General features: G+C 58.7%; 18 protein-coding genes. 4 read left to right on the top strand and 14 right to left on the bottom strand.

The genetic code is table 11. From position 1 onward, the window contains the following. Nucleotides 1-29: 29 nt before the first annotated feature. From recJ to xerD, 3 genes are read right to left on the bottom strand one after another with little or no spacing between them, the layout of a single operon-like run. Nucleotides 30-1,754 (bottom strand): single-stranded-DNA-specific exonuclease RecJ, encoded by a 1,725-nt coding sequence (recJ, locus tag FS690_RS10905; protein WP_145339637.1) that lies wholly within the window; start codon nt 1,752-1,754, stop codon nt 30-32. Between the two features lie 9 nt (nt 1,755-1,763). Beyond that, nucleotides 1,764-2,477 (bottom strand): bifunctional protein-disulfide isomerase/oxidoreductase DsbC, encoded by a 714-nt coding sequence (gene dsbC, locus FS690_RS10900; RefSeq protein ID WP_071668566.1) that lies wholly within the window; start codon nt 2,475-2,477, stop codon nt 1,764-1,766. Nucleotides 2,478-2,499: 22 nt separating this feature from the next. After that, the gene (gene xerD / locus FS690_RS10895) at nt 2,500-3,426 is read right to left on the bottom strand and encodes a site-specific tyrosine recombinase XerD (protein ID WP_104085473.1); all 927 of its coding nucleotides are present in this window, start codon (nt 3,424-3,426) and stop codon (nt 2,500-2,502) included. Nucleotides 3,427-3,494: 68 nt separating this feature from the next. Here xerD and fldB point away from each other — a divergent pair, with 68 nt between their 5' ends. After that, complete coding sequence (gene fldB, locus FS690_RS10890) at nt 3,495-4,013, top strand: flavodoxin FldB (RefSeq protein WP_071668567.1); 519 nt, start codon at nt 3,495-3,497, stop codon at nt 4,011-4,013. Here fldB and FS690_RS10885 read toward each other — a convergent pair. Together FS690_RS10885 and sdhE are read right to left on the bottom strand one after the other, a co-directional pair. Then, nucleotides 4,010-4,426, bottom strand: coding sequence for a protein YgfX (locus FS690_RS10885; RefSeq protein WP_108570038.1), 417 nt, complete (start codon nt 4,424-4,426; stop codon nt 4,010-4,012). The genes fldB and FS690_RS10885 overlap by 4 nt on opposite strands. Then, nucleotides 4,401-4,667 (bottom strand): FAD assembly factor SdhE, encoded by a 267-nt coding sequence (sdhE, locus tag FS690_RS10880; protein WP_039380010.1) that lies wholly within the window; start codon nt 4,665-4,667, stop codon nt 4,401-4,403. Before sdhE ends, FS690_RS10885 begins: the two co-directional genes overlap by 26 nt. A gap of 226 nt (nt 4,668-4,893) precedes the next feature. Here sdhE and ygfZ point away from each other — a divergent pair, with 226 nt between their 5' ends. Then, nucleotides 4,894-5,877 carry a tRNA-modifying protein YgfZ gene (gene ygfZ, locus FS690_RS10875; RefSeq protein WP_145339619.1) on the top strand — a complete coding sequence of 328 codons (984 nt, stop codon included), beginning with the start codon at nt 4,894-4,896 and terminating at the stop codon, nt 5,875-5,877. A gap of 55 nt (nt 5,878-5,932) precedes the next feature. Here ygfZ and FS690_RS10870 read toward each other — a convergent pair whose 3' ends face one another. Continuing rightward, a complete protein-coding gene (locus FS690_RS10870) occupies nt 5,933-6,586 on the bottom strand; it encodes a hemolysin III family protein (RefSeq protein WP_108570039.1) in 654 nt (217 codons plus the stop codon). Between the two features lie 174 nt (nt 6,587-6,760). On the opposite strand from FS690_RS10870, the gene FS690_RS10865 reads away from it, so the two are divergent. Next, nucleotides 6,761-7,492, top strand: a complete 732-nt coding sequence (locus tag FS690_RS10865) for a MurR/RpiR family transcriptional regulator (RefSeq protein ID WP_039385630.1) — start codon at nt 6,761-6,763, stop codon at nt 7,490-7,492. 125 nt (nt 7,493-7,617) lie between these two features. Beyond that, nucleotides 7,618-9,057 (top strand): 6-phospho-beta-glucosidase, encoded by a 1,440-nt coding sequence (locus tag FS690_RS10860; RefSeq protein ID WP_108570040.1) that lies wholly within the window; start codon nt 7,618-7,620, stop codon nt 9,055-9,057. Between the two features lie 19 nt (nt 9,058-9,076). On the opposite strand, the gene FS690_RS10855 is transcribed toward FS690_RS10860, so the two are convergent. The 8 genes from FS690_RS10855 to FS690_RS10820 all read right to left on the bottom strand — a co-directional run bounded on the left by FS690_RS10855 (nt 9,077) and on the right by FS690_RS10820 (nt 19,301). Beyond that, the gene (locus FS690_RS10855) at nt 9,077-9,820 is read right to left on the bottom strand and encodes an SDR family oxidoreductase (protein WP_145339618.1); all 744 of its coding nucleotides are present in this window, start codon (nt 9,818-9,820) and stop codon (nt 9,077-9,079) included. A 59-nt stretch (nt 9,821-9,879) separates the two neighbouring features. Then, complete coding sequence (gcvP, locus tag FS690_RS10850; RefSeq protein ID WP_145339617.1) at nt 9,880-12,753, bottom strand: aminomethyl-transferring glycine dehydrogenase; 2,874 nt, start codon at nt 12,751-12,753, stop codon at nt 9,880-9,882. A 96-nt stretch (nt 12,754-12,849) separates the two neighbouring features. Then, nucleotides 12,850-13,236: a glycine cleavage system protein GcvH gene (gcvH, locus tag FS690_RS10845; protein WP_039380024.1), complete on the bottom strand. Its 387-nt coding sequence runs from the start codon at nt 13,234-13,236 to the stop codon at nt 12,850-12,852. A 20-nt stretch (nt 13,237-13,256) separates the two neighbouring features. Continuing rightward, nucleotides 13,257-14,354: a glycine cleavage system aminomethyltransferase GcvT gene (gcvT, locus tag FS690_RS10840; RefSeq protein ID WP_039380026.1), complete on the bottom strand. Its 1,098-nt coding sequence runs from the start codon at nt 14,352-14,354 to the stop codon at nt 13,257-13,259. Nucleotides 14,355-14,954: 600 nt separating this feature from the next. Next, nucleotides 14,955-16,157, bottom strand: coding sequence for an FAD-dependent 2-octaprenylphenol hydroxylase (ubiI, locus tag FS690_RS10835; RefSeq protein WP_145339616.1), 1,203 nt, complete (start codon nt 16,155-16,157; stop codon nt 14,955-14,957). A 13-nt stretch (nt 16,158-16,170) separates the two neighbouring features. After that, nucleotides 16,171-17,349, bottom strand: coding sequence for a 2-octaprenyl-6-methoxyphenyl hydroxylase (gene ubiH, locus FS690_RS10830; protein WP_145339615.1), 1,179 nt, complete (start codon nt 17,347-17,349; stop codon nt 16,171-16,173). Further along, a complete protein-coding gene (pepP, locus tag FS690_RS10825) occupies nt 17,346-18,668 on the bottom strand; it encodes a Xaa-Pro aminopeptidase (RefSeq protein WP_108570044.1) in 1,323 nt (440 codons plus the stop codon). The genes ubiH and pepP overlap by 4 nt, the downstream gene beginning before the upstream one ends. 51 nt (nt 18,669-18,719) lie before the next feature. After that, nucleotides 18,720-19,301, bottom strand: coding sequence for a YecA family protein (locus tag FS690_RS10820; RefSeq protein WP_039380033.1), 582 nt, complete (start codon nt 19,299-19,301; stop codon nt 18,720-18,722). Nucleotides 19,302-19,401: the final 100 nt, after the last annotated feature.

Below are 19,401 nucleotides of genomic sequence, written 5' to 3'. Positions count from 1 at the left end.
GCGCGCGCGGTTTGTAGCGGCGCGCGCGGTCAGAGCGGCCAGATATGATCGATTATCAGCTGCACGGAACGGTTACCGCGATACTCGTTGATATCCAGCTTATAGGCCAGCTCAACCTGCCGCACGCTGGTGTCCGGCCAGAGGCGGGTATCAACATTAAACGCGATACCGTCCAGCAACGGTCCGCCGCCGAGCGGTTCCACCATCACCTTCAGGTGACGCTCGCCCACCAGCCGCTGCTGCAGCAGTTTAAATTTGCCGTCAAACACCGGTTCCGGGAATGCCTGTCCCCACGGCCCCGCCTCACGCAGCATTTCAGCGGTATGCAGGCTGAACTCCTGCGCGTGCAGCTCACCGTCAGACCAGACCACGCCCTGCAGCGCTTCTCCATCGAGCCACTCATCAATCAGCGCGGCAAAGCGCTCGCGAAACGCGTCATACTTATCCGTTTCCAGCGAGAGTCCCGCCGCCATCGCATGGCCGCCGAACTTGATAATCAGCCCCGGATAGAGCGTATCCAGCCGCTCCAGCGCGTCACGCAGGTGCAGTCCGGCGATTGAGCGACCCGATCCTTTTAGCGTGCCATCGCCCGCGGGCGCAAACGCAATGACCGGCCGGTGAAAACGCTCTTTCAGGCGCGATGCGAGGATCCCGACCACCCCCTGGTGCCATTCGGGGTGATAAAATGCCAGGCCCAGCGGCAGGTCGCTATGCTGACGCTCCAGCGCATCGCACAGCGCCAGCGCTTCGCTTTTCATGCCCTGTTCAATTTCTTTGCGCGTCTGGTTCAGCGCATCCAGCTCGCTGGCCAGCATGCGCGCCTGCGCAATATCCTCGGTCAGCAAGAGCGCCACGCCAACCGACATATCGTCAAGCCGCCCCGCCGCGTTAAGACGCGGGCCAACGGCAAAGCCGAGATCGCTGGCTGCCAGCTGACGCGCATCGCGGTTTGCGATCTCCAGCAGCGCCCGAATACCGGCGCGGCATTTACCGGCGCGAATGCGGCTCAGCCCCTGCCACACCAGAATGCGATTGTTCGCATCCAGCGGCACCACGTCCGCTACGGTGCCGAGCGCGACCAGATCGAGCCACGCGGCCAGATTGGGTTCGCTGCGCTGGGGGGTAAACCAGCCCTGCTCGCGCAGATGCGCGCGCAGCGCCAGCATCAGGTAGAATGCCACGCCGACGCCTGCCAGCGCGCGCGACGGAAAAGCGCTGTCGCTGAGGTTAGGATTAACAATAGCGTCGGCGGCCGGCAGCGTTTCGCCCGGCAGATGGTGATCGGTGATCAGGACCGGGATGCCGTGCGCTGACGCCGTTTCGACGCCCGCGTGCGAGGAGATGCCGTTATCCACGGTGAGGATCATCTCCGCGCCGCGCGCACGCGCCTGCTCCACCACTTCCGGACTCAGGCCATAGCCATCGTCAAAGCGGTTAGGCACCAGGTAGTCCACGTTGCCGCCCATGCTGCGCAGCGCCAGCACGGTCAGTGCGGTGCTGGTCGCGCCGTCGGCGTCAAAATCGCCGACGACCATAATGCGCTGGCCGCCCGTAAGCATCCGGTGCAGCAGCGCAACCGCAGCCTCTATACCGCCGAGGCTCTGCCACGGCAGCAGATATTTTGCCCCGCGCTCCAGCTCTGCTGCGGTTTTAACGCCGCGATGCAGATAGAGACGGCGCAGCAGAGGCGGCAGGTCGTCAGGCAGGCTGGCATCAGCCGGCAGCGTGCGCCGACGCAGTTCTGTAGTGTGCATCACTGTGAATTAACCACCCCGCTTCTGACCATCAAGCACCTGTTTCAGCTCCTGCGGACCCTGATAGCCCGGGATCATCATACCGCTGTCGGTAAGAATGGCGGGCGTACCCTGAATGCCGAACAGAATGCCGAGTTTGTAGTGCTTATCGAGATTGAGGCTGCAGGTCGCTGGCGCATCCATCTGCGGCGTATCGCCTTTCATCGCCTGATCGAACGCTTTGTTGCGATCGGCACTGCACCAGATCGCCTTCATCGCTTTCTCAACCTGACCGTTCAGCCCTTCGCGCGGGAAGGCGAGATAGCGCACCGTGATACCCAGCGCGTTGTAGTCCGCCATCTGCTCATGCAGCTTACGGCAGTAGCCGCAGGTGATATCGGTAAACACCGTAATGACGTGCTGCTCTTTCGGCGCTTTATAGACAATCATTTCCGGCGCCAGCGCGGCGACTTTTTTGTCCAGCAGCTGGTTGGTGACATTAACCGGCTGTGCGCCGCTGACGTCATACAGCGGGCCCTGAATCATATGTTTGCCATCTTCAGTAATGTAAATCACGCCGCTTTCCGTCAGCACGGTTTTCATGCCCGGCAGCGGCGAGGGCTGGATCTCAGCCTGCTGCAGACCCACTTTTTTCAGCGTCTGCTGAATAGCGCTGTCATCAGCCTGTGCCAGAGCGGAAAAGGCGCTGACCAGCAGCGCCAGAACGGTAAACTGTTTTTTCATCATAAGTCCTTGTTGCCGCTGCTCAGGCGCGCGGATGGTGCTGTTGATGTAACTGACGCAGCCGCTCGGTGGCAACATGCGTATAAATCTGGGTGGTCGACAGGTCACTGTGGCCCAGTAGCATCTGTACGACGCGCAAATCAGCGCCGTGGTTCAGTAAATGTGTGGCAAATGCATGCCGCAGCACGTGCGGTGACAGTTTATCGCTGTCGATACCCGCCAGCGTCGCGTAGTGCTTGATGCGGTGCCAGAAGGTCTGACGCGTCATCTGCTGCGCGCGCTGGCTGGGAAACAGAACGTCCAGCGTCTGTCCGTTTAGCAGCCACGGCCGGCCATATTCCATATAGTGCTCTAACCAGTGGATCGCTTCTTCACCTAATGGCACCAGCCGCTCTTTATTACCTTTACCGATAACGCGCACCACTCCCTGCCGCAGGCTGACATCGCTGATGGTCAGCCCGACCAGCTCTGAGACGCGCAGACCGGTGGCATACAGCACCTCCAGCATCGCTTTATCGCGCAGCTCCAGCGGAATATCTGTGGCCGGCGCCTGCAGCAGCCGGTCTACCTGACTCTCGCTGAGATCTTTCGGCAGCCGCTGTGGCAGCTTAGGGGCGGAGAGCAGCGCGCTGGGATCGTCACTGCGCAGCTTTTCACGGTAGAGATACTGAAACAGCCGGCGCATGGCGCTCAGCGTGCGGGCTGAACTGGTGGCCTTATAGCCACCTTCAATACGCTCGGCAAGAAACTGCTGCAGATCCAGCGCCTGCAGCGTCAGCAGCGTCAGATTGTGATGCTGCAGCCATGCGGTGAGGGTTTGCAGATCCTGACGATAAGAGGCCAGCGTATTTTGCGCCAGATTACGCTCCAGCCAGAGCGCATCAAGAAACTGTTCAATCAGATCGCTATCCTGCACGTTATCCTCTCGCCAGTGTGAAATCGTGCTCATTATGCCTTAAAGCAGAGGGGTTCTGGTACAATTGCGCCAGAGTGAGTTTCATACAGAGCATTAACCGCATGAATATCGGACTTTTTTACGGTTCAAGTACCTGTTACACCGAGATGGCAGCGGAAAAAATCCGCGATTTTATTGGTGAAGAGCTGGTGACGCTGCACAACCTCAAAGATGATGACCCCTCGCTGATGGAGCAGTATGACCTGCTGATCCTCGGTATTCCAACCTGGGATTTTGGCGAGCTGCAGGAGGACTGGGAAGCGGTATGGCCGCAGCTGCCGGGACTTAACCTGCAGGGGAAAATTGTGGCGCTGTACGGTATGGGCGACCAGATTGAGTACAGCGAGTGGTTTCTTGATGCGCTGGGCATGCTGCACGAACTGCTGCTGCCGATGGGCGTGCAGTTTGTCGGCTACTGGCCGCTGGAGGGGTATACCTTTACCAGCCGCAAGCCGCTGACCGCTGACGGCACACAGTTTGTAGGTCTGGCGCTGGATGATGTTAACCAGTTTGAGCAGAGCGACGAGCGTATTGAGCAGTGGTGCGAACAGATTCTCACGGAAACAGCTGACCGGCTTTAACGCCGGTCTGCAGCGCCACTGAGCGCGTCCTGCGCGCGCAGCTGCCGCCAGCTGCGCATCGTCATGGCGTCCTGCATCAGCCAGAAACGCCAGCGCTGGCCCTGCGCATTCTGCAGGGTCAGCAGCACGCCCCACGGCTGCCATTGCGCCGTCCGGGCGGTATACCAGCGGGTTCCCTGCCAGCCCCAGCTTCCCTGAACATCCCGCGTCAGCTCGCCGCAGCGTTGCCGTAAGCGCCGCTCAGTGCGCCAGCTTTCCGCCAGCACCGCCACGGAAAGCAGCGCCTGCAGCGCATGCCACTCCGCAGGCCAGACGAACAGCAGCAGAGTCACGCAGCTGAAACCCGCCGCCAGATTTGCCAGCCGGGCGCTGCGTGAAGGACGCAGGCTACATTGCCACCGGACCGCGTTCACGGTTGCGCTGCTGGATCAGTTTTACCATGCGCTTAAACTCGGGATCCGCGGGCTCGCCGTGGTCCATCATCCAGTTAAACAGATCCGGATCGTCACTCTTCAGTAAAGCAACAAACACCCGCTTATCTTCATCACTCAGCGAATCATACTCATAGTGAAAAAAAGGCATAATGGAGACATCAAGCTCAAGCATGCCCCGACGGCAGGCCCACTTAACGCGTGATTTATCATGAATATCCATGTGTCGTGTTCCACGGCTGTAAACAGTGGGGTCAGTGTACCTGCTTTTTTTACCTGCTGCAGGCTGAGTGCTGTTTCCTGCGCAGGATTACGCAAAGCGGCAGGCTGTGTTGCCGCATCATCACGCGATTTGTGCGCCCGGTTCCGTAAACAGTTTGCATTGCCCCGCTGCTCTTTTAACATTGAACAAACAACTCCGGACAAACTTGATTAATCAGGATGGACACATGCCGATTTTTACCCTCCCTCCCCGCCAGCCTGTCGCTGCGGCACGCCTGCCCCTGACGCTGATGTCGCTTGATGAGTGGGCGCTGGTGGCGGTACAGGGCAAAGACAGCACCAGCTATCTGCAGGGACAGCTGACGCTGGATGTCGCAACGCTGACCAGTGAGCAGCATCGTCAGGCTGCCCACTGCGACGCCAAAGGCAAAATGTGGAGCAACCTGCGTCTGTTTCATCGCGGCGAGGGATACGCTTATCTGGTGCGCCGCAGCCTGCGTGACCAGCAGATTGCTGAACTGAAAAAATATGCGGTGTTTGCCAAAGTGACCATCGAAGCTGACGATGAAGCTGTCGTACTGGGCGTTGCCGGCTTTCAGGCGCGTGCGGCACTGACGAATCTGTTTGCCACGCTGCCGGATGCCGCGCATGCGGTAGTGCAGCAGGATGAGAGCACGCTGCTGTGGCTGGATCAGCCTGCGGAACGTTTTGTCGTGATTACCACCCCTGCCAAAGCGGAAGCGATTAAAGTAGCACTCGAGGGCGAGGCGCAGTTCAACGACAGCAGGCAGTGGCTGGCGCTGGATATCGAAGCGGGTATTCCGGTTATCGATAGCGCTACCAGCGCCCAGCTGATCCCGCAGGCCACCAACCTGCAGGCGCTGGATGCGATCAGCTTTAAGAAAGGTTGCTATACCGGTCAGGAGATGGTCGCGCGGGCAAAATTCCGCGGTGCCAACAAGCGTGCCCTGTTCTGGCTGGCGGGTAGCGCCGGTAAAGTACCGGAAGCGGGGAGTTCAATGGAGCTGCAGATGGGCGATCGCTGGCGGCGTACCGGCACGGTACTGTGTGCGGTACAGCTTGAGGATGGCAGCGTCTGGGTGCAGATGGTGATGAATAACGATCCGGAACCAGATGCGATCCTGCGTGCTGAAGGCGATGAAGGTGGTGAACTCACCATTCAGCCACTGCCTTACGCGCTGGACGCGTAAGAGGCACAGAGCGGGAGGCCGTCCGGCGTCCCGCTGCAATGCGCATAAAGCCCGTTTATTTCACATAAAAGTAGATGGCGCAGAAGTGCAGCACGCTGCCGCCGAGTACAAAGCCGTGCCAGATCGCATGGTTAAAGGGTATCCGGCGCGACACGTAAAAAATCACGCCCAGGGAGTAGACCACGCCTCCCGCCGCCAGCAGCCAGACGCCTCCGGCGGAAAGCCGCATCGCCAGCTGATAGATCACCACCAGCGACAGCCACCCCATGCTGAGATAGGTCACCAGCGACAGCACCTTAAAACGGTGCGCTATCGTCAGTTTAAAAATGATGCCCGCCAGCGCCAGACTCCAGATCACCACCATCAGTCCGTGTGCCAGCGGCGATTTCAGCCCGACCAGCAAAAACGGCGTATAGGTGCCGGCGATCAGCAGATAGATAGCGCAGTGATCAAATTTCTTCAGCCACGGCCGGGCGCGCTGATGCGGAATGGCGTGATAGAGCGTAGAGGCGAGATAGAGCAGAATCATGCTGCCGCCATAGAGGCTGTAGCTGGTGATAGCAGTGATGCTCGCCTGCGTATCCACTGCCTGCGTCAGCAGCAGCACCAGACCGATAATACCAAACAGGCAGCCAACGCCATGGCTGACGCTGTTGGCTATCTCTTCGGCCAGCGAATAACCGGGCGTAATGAGTACGGGTTTTACCATGGTGCGGGATCCCTGAAGATAAAGGAGCGTGTTTTTTAACCCCTTCAGCCTAACCAGAAATATTTTCAGTGTACACATGTACGCTCAATTATTTCTGTGTCGGGGTGTGTCACCCGGCCTGCGGTGCAATCTGGTACACTGCAGGCTCCTTTTGCTGCCTGAGCGATGTTCCGCATGTTTGCACACCGCGATCTCTCCAGCCTGAACGATCTTGAGATGCAGGTTTACCATTTCATCATCAAACATCCGCAAAGCGTCAGCTATATGACCATTCGCGATCTGGCGGCGCAGGCGGGCGTCTCTACCACCACCGTACTGCGCTTTTGCCGCAAGCTGCACTGTGACGGCTGGTCAGAGTTTCGTATCCGCTTTCGCCTGGCTCAGGAGCAGACCCCGCCTGCAATCCCCTCATCGGGCGCTGGCGAAATGCTGAGTTTTTTCAAAAGTATTCACAATGCCGAGTTTGAGCAGCAGATTGCGCAGGCCGCGCAGATGATCCTGCAGGCCGGGCATATTTTCTTTATTGGTGCCGGCACGTCGGGCAGCCTCGGTAAATATGGCGCACGCTTCTTTTCCAACGTCGGCAAATTCAGCCACCATATTGACGACCCTTACTATCCGGTTATGCCCGGAGTCAGTGAAGGCGCGCTGGCGATTATTCTCTCCGTTTCCGGCGAGACCGAAGAGATCCTGCGCTTCGCCAGTCAGTTCAGCCTTAACCGCTGCAAAATCATCGCCATCACCAATCACGACACCAGCTCGCTGGCAAAAATGGCGGATTTTACCCTCTCCTATCACGTGCCGCAGATCACGCTGGCCGGGCAGCACGACATCACCACGCAGGTGCCGGTAATGTACATTATCGAAACGCTGGGACGCACGCTGGCGCATATGCTATCCCCCTGAAAACACCCTGTTTTTTAGCTGTGACAGGTTACATTCTGCACGCGGTGTTATAGCGTGACATTCACCGGCTGCTTGTTACACTGCGGGAAATTCTGTTTTCACCCGACGTATGATGAGGCTGAACAATGCGTGATGATTTGCAGTTACCACATGGGTTTCTCTGGGGCGGTGCAGTAGCCGCGCATCAGGTTGAAGGCGGCTGGGATCAGGGCGGCAAAGGCGTCAGTATCGCTGACGTGCTGACCGGTGGGGCACACGGCGTTGACCGCGTGATCACCGACGGCGTACAGCCGGGCAAACACTATCCTAATCACCAGGCGGTAGAGTTTTACTCACACTACAAACAGGACGTGGCGCTGTTTGCTGAGATGGGCTTTAAGTGCTTCCGCACCTCGATTGCCTGGACGCGCATCTTCCCCAACGGCGATGAAGCGCAGCCCAACGAGGCGGGCCTGCAGTTTTATGATGACCTGTTCGATGAGCTGCTGAAATATGGTATCGAACCGGTGATCACTCTCTCTCACTTTGAGATGCCTTATCATCTGGTAAAAGAGTATGGCGGCTGGGCTGACCGCCGGGTGGTCGATTTCTTTGTGCGCTTCAGCGATGTGGTGATGACGCGCTATCAGCACAAAGTGAAGTACTGGATGACTTTTAACGAGATCAACAACCAGCGCAACTGGCAATATCCGCTGTTTGGCTACTGCTGTTCCGGCGTGGTGTTTACTGAGCATGAGAAGCCAGAGCAGACGATGTATCAGGTTATGCATCACCAGTTTGTCGCCAGTGCAAAGGTGGTGAAACGCGGTCATGAGATCAATCCCGGTTTTCAGATCGGCTGCATGATCGCCATGGTGCCGGTCTATCCCTTCTCCTGTCATCCGGATGATGTCATGCGGGCGCAGGAGGCGATGCATCAGCGTTACGTTTTCAGCGACGTGCAGATGCGCGGCGCTTACCCCGCTTACACGCTGAAAGAGTGGGCGCGCAAAGGCTACCACATCGAGATGGCAGCAGACGATGCCGAAACCCTGCAGCAGGGCTGCTGCGACTACATCGGTTTCAGCTATTACATGAGCAACGCGGTCGATACCCGCGCCAGCGGCGTGGATGATCCGATCACCGGCTTTGACGGCGTGGTACCCAATCCGCACGTTAAAGCGTCAGACTGGGGCTGGCAGATCGATCCGGTGGGCCTGCGCTATGTGCTGAATTCACTCTATGAGCGCTATCAGAAGCCGCTGTTTATTGTGGAAAATGGCTTCGGCGCGATCGATAAACCTGATGCGGAGGGCTTTATCGCCGACGACTACCGCATTGACTACCTGCGGGCGCATATCGAAGAGATGAAAAAAGCGGTGGCGCTGGATGGTGTCGAGCTGCTGGGCTACACGCCGTGGGGCTGCATCGACTGCGTCTCGTTCACCACCGGTCAGTACAGCAAGCGCTATGGCTTTATCCACGTCGACAAAAACGACGACGGCAGCGGCACCTTTGCGCGTTCAAAGAAAAAGAGCTTCAGCTGGTATCAGCAGGTGATCGCCAGCAACGGCGCCACGCTCTGACCGGCGATGCGGGCGGATGTCAGAGTCCGCCCGTCACGTCCAGCATGCTGCCGGTGACATACGCGGCGGCATCGCTGCTCAGCCAGAGGATCGCGCGGGCGATCTCTTCCGGCTGCGCGCCGCGTCCCAGCGGAATACGCTGCGCCACCCGATCAACCCGCTCCGGCTCGCCGCCATCCGCATGCATGTCGGTATACGTGGAGCCGGGACGCACACCGGTTACCCGGATCCCCTGGGCGGCCACTTCGCGCGCCAGCCCGCGGGTCAGCGTGTCCACCGCCGCTTTTGATGCTGCATAATCCACATATTCGTCCGGCGCGCCGCTGTGTACGGCACCTGATGAAACATTCACAATCACACCGCCCTCCCCGCCGTGCGCCCTGCTCATGCGTTTCACCGCTTCCCGGCAGCAGATAAAAGTCCCGGTGACGTTCGTCGCCAGCACCCGCTGAATACGCTCAGCGCTTAGCGCCTCCACCCGGCACTGCGTAAACAGAATTCCGGCGTTGTTCACCACTATCCGCAGGGCACCCGGCTGCTCATCCAGCTGCGCAAACAGCCTCACGACCTGCGCCTCATCAGCAATATCCGCCTGCAGCGTGCAGGCGCTGCCGCCCCCGCGAATAATCTCCCCGACCAGCTGTTCTGCGTCCGTAGCCCGCTGACGGTAGTTGATTACCACGCGGTAACCCGCCTGCGCCAGCAGCAGCGAGGTAGCGCGTCCGATGCCCCGGCTGCCGCCGGTAACCAGTGCCAGATCCATATGTGCCTCCAAAAGAAAAAGGACCGGCAGCCGGTCCTTAAGGGGTCAGTTCACCGCGCTTACTGATATTCGCTCATCGGCACGCAGGCGCAGAAGACGTTGCGATCGCCGAAGACGTCATCAAGACGTTTTACCGTTGGCCAGTACTTATTCGCACTGCCTGCCGGGAATACTGCCAGCTCTCGCGTATAGGGATGCTGCCACTCGCCCACAATTTCCATTTGCGTATGCGGTGCGTTGACCAGCGGATTGTCATCAGCAGGCCACTCACCGGCGGTGACGCGGTCAATCTCCATGCGGATCGCCAGCATCGCGTCGATAAAGCGATCCAGCTCTGCTTTGCCCTCTGATTCAGTCGGCTCCACCATCAGCGTGCCCGCTACCGGGAAGGACATGGTCGGAGCGTGAAAACCGTAATCGATCAGGCGTTTGGCAATATCCAGCTCGCTGATACCGCTCTGCTCTTTCAGCGGACGAATATCGAGAATACATTCGTGCGCCACGCGACCATCGCGTCCGGTATAGAGGATCGGATAGGCCGATTGCAGACGACGCGCAATGTAGTTGGCATTAAGGATCGCCACTGAGCTCGCCTGTTTCAGCCCTTCTGCACCCATCATACGGATATACATCCAGCTGATAGGCAAAATCGAGGCGCTGCCAAACGGTGCAGCCGACACGGCGCCCTGCTGCGTCAGTACGCCATCAATCTGCACCACGCTGTGCCCCGGCACAAACGGAGCCAGATGCGCTTTTACGCCAATCGGTCCCATGCCCGGTCCGCCGCCGCCGTGCGGAATGCAGAAGGTTTTATGCAGGTTAAGATGCGAGACGTCAGCACCGATATAGCCAGGCGTAGTAATGCCCACCTGGGCGTTCATGTTGGCGCCATCCAGATATACCTGACCGCCATACTGATGCACAATCTGGCACACTTCGCGGATGGTTTCTTCATAAACGCCGTGGGTAGAAGGATAGGTCACCATGATGCAGGAGAGCGCATCGCCCGCCTGAGCCGCTTTCTCACGCAGATCGCCGAGATCGATATTGCCCTGTTTATCGCAGGCAACCACAACCACCGACATGCCCGCCATCTGCGCCGAGGCTGGGTTGGTGCCGTGTGCCGACCCGGGGATCAGGCAGATGTTGCGCCGGCCTTCATTGCGGCTTTCGTGATAGCGGCGGATCGCCAGCAGGCCGGCATACTCTCCCTGCGCCCCGGAGTTAGGCTGCATGCAGAGCGCGTCATAGCCGGTGAGCTGTACCAGCCACTGCGACAGCTGCCCAATCATCTGCAGATAGCCGGTAGCCTGTTCAGCGGGGCAGAATGGATGCAGTTCAGAGAACTCCGGCCAGGTGATCGGGATCATCTCTGCGGCGGCATTCAGCTTCATGGTGCAGGAGCCAAGCGGGATCATTGCCTGATTCAGCGCCAGATCTTTTTTCTCCAGGCTGTGCATGTAGCGCATCATTTCTGTTTCGCTGTGGTAGCGGTTAAATACCGGATGCGTCAGATATTCACTGCGGCGCTGCTGGCCTGCCGGAATAGCCGCACTCTCCGCCGATACGGTGGCATCAAGCTTATCGATATCCAGCCCGTGCGTGTCGCCCAGAAAAATGGCAAACAGCGCCTGTACATCTTCACGGCTGGTGGTTTCATCCAGCGTGATACCTACGGCGTCAGGCGTATCGCTGCGCAGGTTTACGCCAAAACTCAGCGCGCGATTCAGCACGCCGGCCTTGTCAGCAACCTCAACGGTCAGCGTGTCAAACCAGCTGCCGTGGCGCAGCGTCAATCCGCCTTTCTGCAGGCCGGTTGCCAGAATGCTGGTCAGGCGATGAATGCGCGAGGCGATACGTTGCAAACCCTGCGGACCGTGCCAGACCGCATAGAGGCCGGCGATATTGGCCAGCAGAACCTGTGAGGTACAGATATTGGAGTTCGCCTTTTCACGACGGATATGCTGCTCGCGCGTCTGCATCGCCATGCGCAGCGCGGTGTTGCCCGCCGCATCGCGTGAGACGCCGATAATCCGGCCCGGCATTGAGCGTTTGTGCTCATCGCGGCTGGCAAAAAAGGCCGCGTGCGGTCCGCCATAGCCCATTGGCACGCCAAAGCGCTGAGCGGAACCAAACACAATGTCAGCACCCTGTTTGCCGGGCGCCTCCAGCAGCAGCAGCGCCATGAAATCAGCGGCCACGCTCACAACAACTTTGCGGCTCTTCAGCTCTGCTACCAGATCGTGATAGTCATGTACTTCCCCACTGGTGCCCACCTGCTGCAGAAGAACACCAAACAGATCCTCATGATCGCGTGCTTTCTCTGCCCGATCGATAATCAGATCAAAGCCAAATGTTTCGGCGCGGGTGCGTACGACATCCAGCGTCTGCGGATGAATATCATCGGCGATAAAGAAGCGGGTGGCGCTCTTCAGCTTGCTGACGCGTTTCGCCATCGCCATCGCTTCAGCCGCCGCGGTGGCTTCATCCAGCAGCGACGCAGAGGCGATATCCATACCGGTCAGATCCAGCGTCAGCGTCTGGAAATTCAGTAGCGCCTCCAGACGCCCCTGTGACACCTCAGGCTGATACGGCGTATAGGCGGTATACCAGCCAGGGTTTTCCAGCATATTACGCAGGATCACCGGCGGAGTGATTACTGCACTGTAGCCCATGCCGATCCAGGATTTGTAGCGCTGATTCTGACTGGCCATCGCTTTCAGCTCTGCCAGCGCCTGCTGCTCGGTCGCGGCGTCACCCGTGGCCGGCGGCCCGGGCAGCTGAATATCCGCCGGTACGATGGTGCTGATGAGTTCGTTTAGCGAACCGGCACCAATCGCTTCCAGCATGCTGGCCTGCTGGGCGTCGGTGGGACCAATATGGCGCTCGATAAATGCACCGTTATGTTCAAGCTGGCTGAGAGTCTGGGTCATTACAGTCGATCCTGCATCGGGCTGGGTTACACAAAGGACTTACAACAGGCAGATAAAGAAGAGGTGCCGCACTGCGACACCTTCAGAGGCTACCGGTTACTCATCGATACTGGCTTTATAGGCGTCAGCATCAAGCATGCTGTCGAGTTCAGCTTCATCGCTGGCTTGCAGGCGGAACAACCAGCCATCGCCATAAGGCGCGCTGTTCACCAGCTCGGGTGAGTCGGTCAGCGCCTCATTCACCGCTACAATTTCACCGCTCAGCGGTGCATAGATGTCGGAAGCAGCTTTAACCGACTCCGCGACGGCGCAGTCGTCGCCCGCGCTAAACGTAGCGCCAACGTCTGGCAGATCGACAAACACCATATCACCGAGCAGCTCCTGTGCATGCTCGGTGATCCCCACGGTGTAAGAGCCATCTTCTTCTTTACGCACCCACTCGTGGCTGTCACGGTATTTCAACGTATTTGGCACATTGCTCATCGCCATTTCTCCTGAAAAATTTACTGAGCGACCGGCTTACCGGCGCGTACAAAAACGGGTTTAGTCACTTTTACCGGCATTTCGCGATTGCGGATCTCCACAATGGCCTGCCCGCCAATACCGGCAGGTACGCGCGCCAGGGCGATGCTGCAGCCCAGCGTCGGCGAGAAGGAACCACTGGTAATCATACCCTGCTGCGGTACGCCCTGCTCATCGGTAAAGCGCACCGTCTGACCACCGCGCAGTACGCCTTTTTCCGTCATGACCAGCCCCACCAGTTTTTCAGTGCCCTGCTCGCGCTGCGCTTCCAGCGCTTCACGTCCGATAAAATCACGATCGGCCGGTTCCCGGCTGATGGTCCAGCCCATATTCGCGGCCAGCGGCGAAACGCCTTCATCCATCTCCTGGCCATAGAGATTCATACCGGCTTCCAGACGCAGCGTGTCGCGCGCGCCTAAGCCGGCGGGTTTTACGCCCGCGGCCAGTAGCTGCTGCCAGAACATTTCCGCCTGGTCAGCGGGCAGCGCAATTTCATAGCCTGCCTCGCCGGTGTAGCCGGTGGTGGCAATGAACAGGTCGCCTGACTGCACGCCATAAAAAGGCTTCATGCCGGCAACGGCGGCACGCTGGCTCTCATCAAACAGCGTCTGTGCTTTCTGCTGCGCATTCGGACCCTGCACGGCAATCAGCGCCAGGTCATGACGCTCGGTCAGCGTCACGCCAAACGGTGCGGCGTGCTGCGTTATCCACGCGAGATCTTTCTCTCGCGTGGCGGAGTTGACCACCAGGCGGAAAAAATCCTCCTGCATGAAGTAGACGATCAGATCGTCTATCACGCCGCCCGATGCGTTAAGCATGCCGCTGTAGAGCGCTTTGCCGGGTTGAGTCAGTTTTGCGACATCATTTGCCAGCAGATAACGCAGAAACTCGCGGGTCCGTGCGCCGTGCAGATCAACGATAGTCATGTGCGATACATCAAACATGCCGGCGTCGCTGCGCACTGCGTGGTGCTCATCGATTTGCGAGCCGTAGTGCAGCGGCATCATCCAGCCGTGGAAGTCCACCATGCGTGCACCGTCCTGCTGGTGCTGCTTAAACAGAGGCGTTTGCTGAGTCATAACCATCCTGTGAAAACCAATAAGCGGGGCTCGCCTGCGCGGTAATAAACGCCGACGCAAACGTTCTCTTTCAGCTGACGTTACCACTGAAAAACAGATTTAACCATAAGCAAAACGAGGTCGAAGCCGGGCCTCATCTTTGCAGTGCATCCCATAGCATGCAGCATAATCCGCTGCCTTTGTGTGATTAAACGCGCAGATTATGCAACTCCGGGGCGATATCTCAGTAAATAAAACACGCCACCGCGGGTGAGGAGCTAAATGGCACGGCTGTGCGATTAATCCTGCATGAAAATAACTAATGCGAATCTGGCGGTAAAATTAGAATAAATCAAACGAGGCATCATTATGGCGCAGAGCGCTCTGTTTTAGTGCGAACAGGGAGTCAGGAGGAGGTTTTTGCCGGGGCGCATAAATGCGCCCCCTACCATAGGGCGGGTGCGAAATGTAACGTCCGGGGGATGGGGTTGCCGGGGCGCATTAATGCGCCCCCTACGCCAGGGCGATGCGAAACGATGACGTCCGGTATTGAGCCACCGTAGGGGCGCCATTTATGGCGCCCGGGTTGATGCGGATACGAAACGACAACGTCCTGGTTAGCTAGCGGATCCACTCTGGCAGGTCGTTCAGCCCCATCGCCTGCTTCAGCAGACGCGGCTTCACGCCTGGCAGCGTATCGGCCAGCTTTAGCCCGACGTCACGCAGCAGCTTTTTCGCCGGATGCGTGCCGGCGAACAGCTCGCGGAATCCCTGCATGCCGGCCAGCATCAGCGCTGCGCTGTGCTTGCGGCTGCGTTCGTAGCGACGCAGTGAGAGATGCTCACCGATATCACGACCCGCCTGATGCAGGCGGCGGATCTCACCAATCAGCTCAGCCGCATCCATAAAGCCTAAATTCACGCCCTGCCCGGCCAGCGGATGAATGGTGTGCGCCGCATCGCCGACCAGCGCCAGACGATGAGCTGCAAAATTGCGCGCATAGCGTGCCGTTAGCGGGAACGTTTTACGTTCGCTCTCAACGCTGCATAATCCCAGCCGCATATCAAAGGCTACAGAGAGTTGCTGATTAAACAGCGCTGCCGGCATCGACTGCATGCGCGCTGCTTCCTGTGGAGCCAGCGACCAGACGATTGAGCACAGGTGCGGATCCTGCATCGGCAGAAAGGCGAGAATACCTTCGCCGTGAAATACCTGACGCGCGATAGCATCATGCGGCATATCAGTACGCACGTTCGCGACCAGCGCATGATGCTCATAATCCCAGAACGTCAGCGGGATATCCGCTTTTTCGCGCAGCCAGGAGCCGGCGCCGTCGGCGGCTATCATCAGCCGGGCGCTCATCATGGTGCCATCTTCCAGCGTGATAAAGGCTTCATTATCACCAAACGCGACCTGCTGCAGGCGGGCCGGTGCAAACAGCGTAACATCTTTACACTGGCTGGCACGCTGCCACAGCGCACTGTGAATCACTTCATTTTCAACAATATAACCAAGATGCGACAGCCCCTGCTGCTCATCATCAAAGCTGACAGATCCAAAGCTGTCCTGATCCCACACTTCCATACCGTGATACGCGCTGGCGCGCAGGACGAGAATAGATGACCAGACGTCGAGTTTCTGTAGCAGACGTTCACTGGCTGCATTAATTGCGGATACCCGAATCGACGCGGCGGCTGCCGGATCGAACTGCGGTTCCGCCGCTTTCTCCAGTACTGCAACGCGCAGACCACTTCCCTGCAAACCGCAGGCCACTGCCAGACCGACCATGCCGCCACCGGCAATCACCACATCAAATGTTTGCATTGCTGCCTCTTTATTAACGCTTTACCCAGCCGAGCGTACGCGCGGCCAGCGGATGTTGCAGCCAGGGGAGGTGATCCATAGCCACCAGCCCGAGATTTCGTCCTGCAACCAGCGGTGCATAACGGTTAGCGAACAGGCGCACCAGGCCGTCAGTCACGCCGATTGTCGCCGCGCGGTCAGCCTGACGCCGGGCGGCAAAATGCTGCAGCACCGCATAACTGCCAGGATCCTGCTGCTGGCGCCAGGCGCCGGCCAGCGTTTCCGCCAGCGACATGACATCGCGCAGGCCAAGGTTAAAGCCCTGTCCGGCGATCGGATGCAGCGTCTGGGCAGCATTGCCGACCAGCGCCAGCCGGTGCGTCACCTGACGATCGGCGGTTTGCAGCACCAGCGGATAAATTTCACGCTGACCGGCATGGGTAAAGCGACCCAGCCGCCAGCCAAATGCGCGCTGCAGTTCGCGCCGGAATGTCTCTTCATCCCACGCCCGCACCCGGGATTCTGCGGCTGACGGATGGCACCACACCAGCGACATACGATTGCCGGACATCGGCAGCAGCGCCAGCGGCCCGTGCGGCGTAAAACGCTCAAACGCCTGCCCCTGATGCGGCAGCTGAGTGGACACGTTGGCAATCACCGCCAGCTGCTGATAATCCTCGCGCTGCCACTGAATACCGCATGATGCCGCCAGCGATGAGCGCGACCCATCTGCAGCCACCAGCAGCGTACCCTCCAGCGTTTCGCCGCTGTTAAGCGTCACCTGCGCATGCGCTTTATCACGCGTGACCTGCGTGACGTAATCGGGGCAGCGCAATGTTACGCCGGGCGCCTGCCGGAGACGCTCAAACAGGCGCTGTCCGACATCGAATAGCTCCACCACCTGCCCCAGCGCAGCCAGCTGATACGCCTCTGCGCTGAGCTGCACAAAGCCGCTGTGACCGCGATCGGAGACGTGAATGCGGGTGATCGGCGTGGCGCAGTCCGCCAGCGAACGCCAGAGGTCGATTGCTGCCAGCTGCTGGCAGGTGCCAGCGGCCAGCGCAATCGCCCGGCCATCAAAACCGGGGTGCGCACGGCTGGCCGGCTCGCTGCGCTCAATGAGCGTGACCGGTAACCTGCCCTGCGTCAGATGCGATATCGCCAGCGCCAGCGTGGCGCCGGTCATGCCCCCGCCTGCAATCAGAATGGTCATACGCCGCGCGCCGCTGCCATCAGGGCTTCAATCGCATCCGGATCTTTCACCACGCTATCAGTAAGATTCTCATGGCCTGTCGCCGTAATCACAATATCATCCTCAATGCGCACGCCTATGCCGCGGTACTGCGGCGGCACGCTGGCATCAGGTGCAATATAGAGGCCCGGCTCTACCGTAAGCACCATGCCCGGCTCCAGCACGCGGTCGCGGCTCGGCGTACCGTAATCGCCGACGTCATGCACATCCAGGCCCAGCCAGTGGCCGAGGCCGTGCATGAAGAAAGGGCGATGCGCCTGCGCTTCAAATAGTTCGTCGATATTGCCGTCAAGAATACCGAGATCAACGAGGCCGGTGATCATGATGTGCACAACTTCATCATTCACTTCATGAATGCTGACGCCGGGCCGGAACATCGACAGCGCTTTATGCAGCGAAGCCAGCACAATGTCGTAGATTTCCCGCTGCGGCGGTGTAAACCTGCCGTTTACCGGAAAGGTACGGGTAATATCACCCGCATAACCGTGAAACTCACAGCCGGCGTCGATTAGCACCAGATCGCCGTCGCGCATTGCGCTTTCATTTTCGGTGTAGTGCAAAATGCAGCCGTTTTCGCCACTTCCGACAATGGTGTTGTAGGAAGGAAAGCGCGCGCCGTGGCGGGAGAATTCATGGTGGATCTCCCCTTCAAGCTGATACTCATACATGTCGGGGCGGCACTGCTGCATGGCGCGGGTATGCGCCAGCGCGCTGATTTTTCCCGCCTGACGCAGTATCTCAATCTCTTCTGCGCTTTTAAACAGCCGCATCTCATGCACCCAGGGACGCCAGTCGGTCACGCTGGCTGGTGCGCTAAGATTCTGCCGGAAACCGCGACGTAATTTTTCCAGTGCGCTAAACAGCAGCTGGTCAGCGTAACCATATTCGCCCTGCGCGTGATACACCACGTCAAGCCCGTTCAGCAGCAAGTGCAGCTGTTCGCCAATATCATCCCACGGCAGTGCGCGATCAACACCCAGCTTCGCCGGCGCAGCCTCCTGCCCGAGGCGACGGCCAGACCACACCTCGGCAGTCAGATCGCGTATGCGGTTAAACAGCACGCTGTGATTGTGATGTTCATCGCTTTTGATCAGCACCAGCAGCGCCTGCGGCTCGTTAAACCCGGTGAAATACCAGAAGTCGCTGTTTTGGCGGTAGCTATATTCGGTGTCGTTGCTGCGCGTAACTTCAGGTGCTGCAAAAATCAGCGCCGCGCTGCCGGGGGCCATCTGCGTAATCAGCGCCTGACGACGCTGCCGGAACTGTTCCAGTGTGATCATAGTTGCACTCCCTGTTGATAACGGGCAGCAGCGCTGCCCGCAATGACGCGCTTAGTGTAGCGTAGGTTTCTGCACTTCCGGTGCGGTTGGCGTATGCGGGCGTGTGAAGGTGTCGTGACACAGCAGCGCCGCGACGCGCACATACTCAATCACCTCTTCCAGCGACTGCTCCAGCTCTTCCTGATCTTCATCTTCTTCATAGCCAAGCTGAGCAATAGTACGCAGATCGTCAATCGCCTCGCCGGTTTCACCGGTGACTTTATCCAGTTTAGGCTGCGTAACGCCCAGGCCAAGCAGGAAGTGATTAACCCAGCCCGCCAGCGCATCAGCCCGGTCAAACACGGTAATATCATCTTCATCCGGCAGCATCAGCTGAAACAGAAAGCCATCCTCTTCCAGGGTCGTAGTCAGGCTGTCATGCAGCGCCTGCAGCGGCTGCGCCAGGCTCTGCGAGAAGGCCATGCCTTCATTAGCCAGATCGTGCACCAGCGTCTTCCAGCTGGCGTCCTGATTACCGCCACACAGGATGCCACACAGCAGTCCATGCATTTCGGCAGGCGTCATGCCCACACCCTGCTGAGAGAGGGCTGCGGCCAGCGCGTTGTAAGTGGGTGTTGCGTTCTGTAAAGACATAAGCTTTGGTCGTCGTTGGCAGAATAAGTTCGTGATATGCTACCACCAGGTGCCTCAGGGTTTCCAGAAAAGGGGTTGTATCTTCTTACCCGCGTCTATA

Source organism: Pantoea sp. PSNIH1 (genome assembly GCF_007680655.1).
GTDB lineage: Bacteria > Pseudomonadota > Gammaproteobacteria > Enterobacterales > Enterobacteriaceae > Pantoea > Pantoea eucrina.
Note: the sequence above shows the minus strand (reverse complement) of the source record. Positions and strands in the feature narration are given on the sequence as shown.

Bases quoted from the DNA above. Each gene is read 5' to 3' on its own strand.
- recJ (WP_145339637.1), bottom strand. From the start codon at position 1,754: ATGCACACTACAGAACTGCGTCGGCGCACGCTGCCGGCTGATGCCAGC.
- ygfZ (WP_145339619.1), top strand. From the start codon at position 4,894: ATGCCGATTTTTACCCTCCCTCCCCGCCAGCCTGTCGCTGCGGCACGC.
- gcvH (WP_039380024.1), bottom strand. From the start codon at position 13,236: ATGAGCAATGTGCCAAATACGTTGAAATACCGTGACAGCCACGAGTGG.
- FS690_RS10865 (WP_039385630.1), top strand. From the start codon at position 6,761: ATGTTTGCACACCGCGATCTCTCCAGCCTGAACGATCTTGAGATGCAG.
- sdhE (WP_039380010.1), bottom strand. From the start codon at position 4,667: ATGGATATTCATGATAAATCACGCGTTAAGTGGGCCTGCCGTCGGGGC.
- FS690_RS10860 (WP_108570040.1), top strand. From the start codon at position 7,618: ATGCGTGATGATTTGCAGTTACCACATGGGTTTCTCTGGGGCGGTGCA.
- FS690_RS10855 (WP_145339618.1), bottom strand. From the start codon at position 9,820: ATGGATCTGGCACTGGTTACCGGCGGCAGCCGGGGCATCGGACGCGCT.
- fldB (WP_071668567.1), top strand. From the start codon at position 3,495: ATGAATATCGGACTTTTTTACGGTTCAAGTACCTGTTACACCGAGATG.
- ubiI (WP_145339616.1), bottom strand. From the start codon at position 16,157: ATGCAAACATTTGATGTGGTGATTGCCGGTGGCGGCATGGTCGGTCTG.
- FS690_RS10820 (WP_039380033.1), bottom strand. From the start codon at position 19,301: ATGTCTTTACAGAACGCAACACCCACTTACAACGCGCTGGCCGCAGCC.
- pepP (WP_108570044.1), bottom strand. From the start codon at position 18,668: ATGATCACACTGGAACAGTTCCGGCAGCGTCGTCAGGCGCTGATTACG.
- FS690_RS10870 (WP_108570039.1), bottom strand. From the start codon at position 6,586: ATGGTAAAACCCGTACTCATTACGCCCGGTTATTCGCTGGCCGAAGAG.
- xerD (WP_104085473.1), bottom strand. From the start codon at position 3,426: ATGAGCACGATTTCACACTGGCGAGAGGATAACGTGCAGGATAGCGAT.
- dsbC (WP_071668566.1), bottom strand. From the start codon at position 2,477: ATGAAAAAACAGTTTACCGTTCTGGCGCTGCTGGTCAGCGCCTTTTCC.
- gcvT (WP_039380026.1), bottom strand. From the start codon at position 14,354: ATGACTCAGCAAACGCCTCTGTTTAAGCAGCACCAGCAGGACGGTGCA.
- ubiH (WP_145339615.1), bottom strand. From the start codon at position 17,349: ATGACCATTCTGATTGCAGGCGGGGGCATGACCGGCGCCACGCTGGCG.
- gcvP (WP_145339617.1), bottom strand. From the start codon at position 12,753: ATGACCCAGACTCTCAGCCAGCTTGAACATAACGGTGCATTTATCGAG.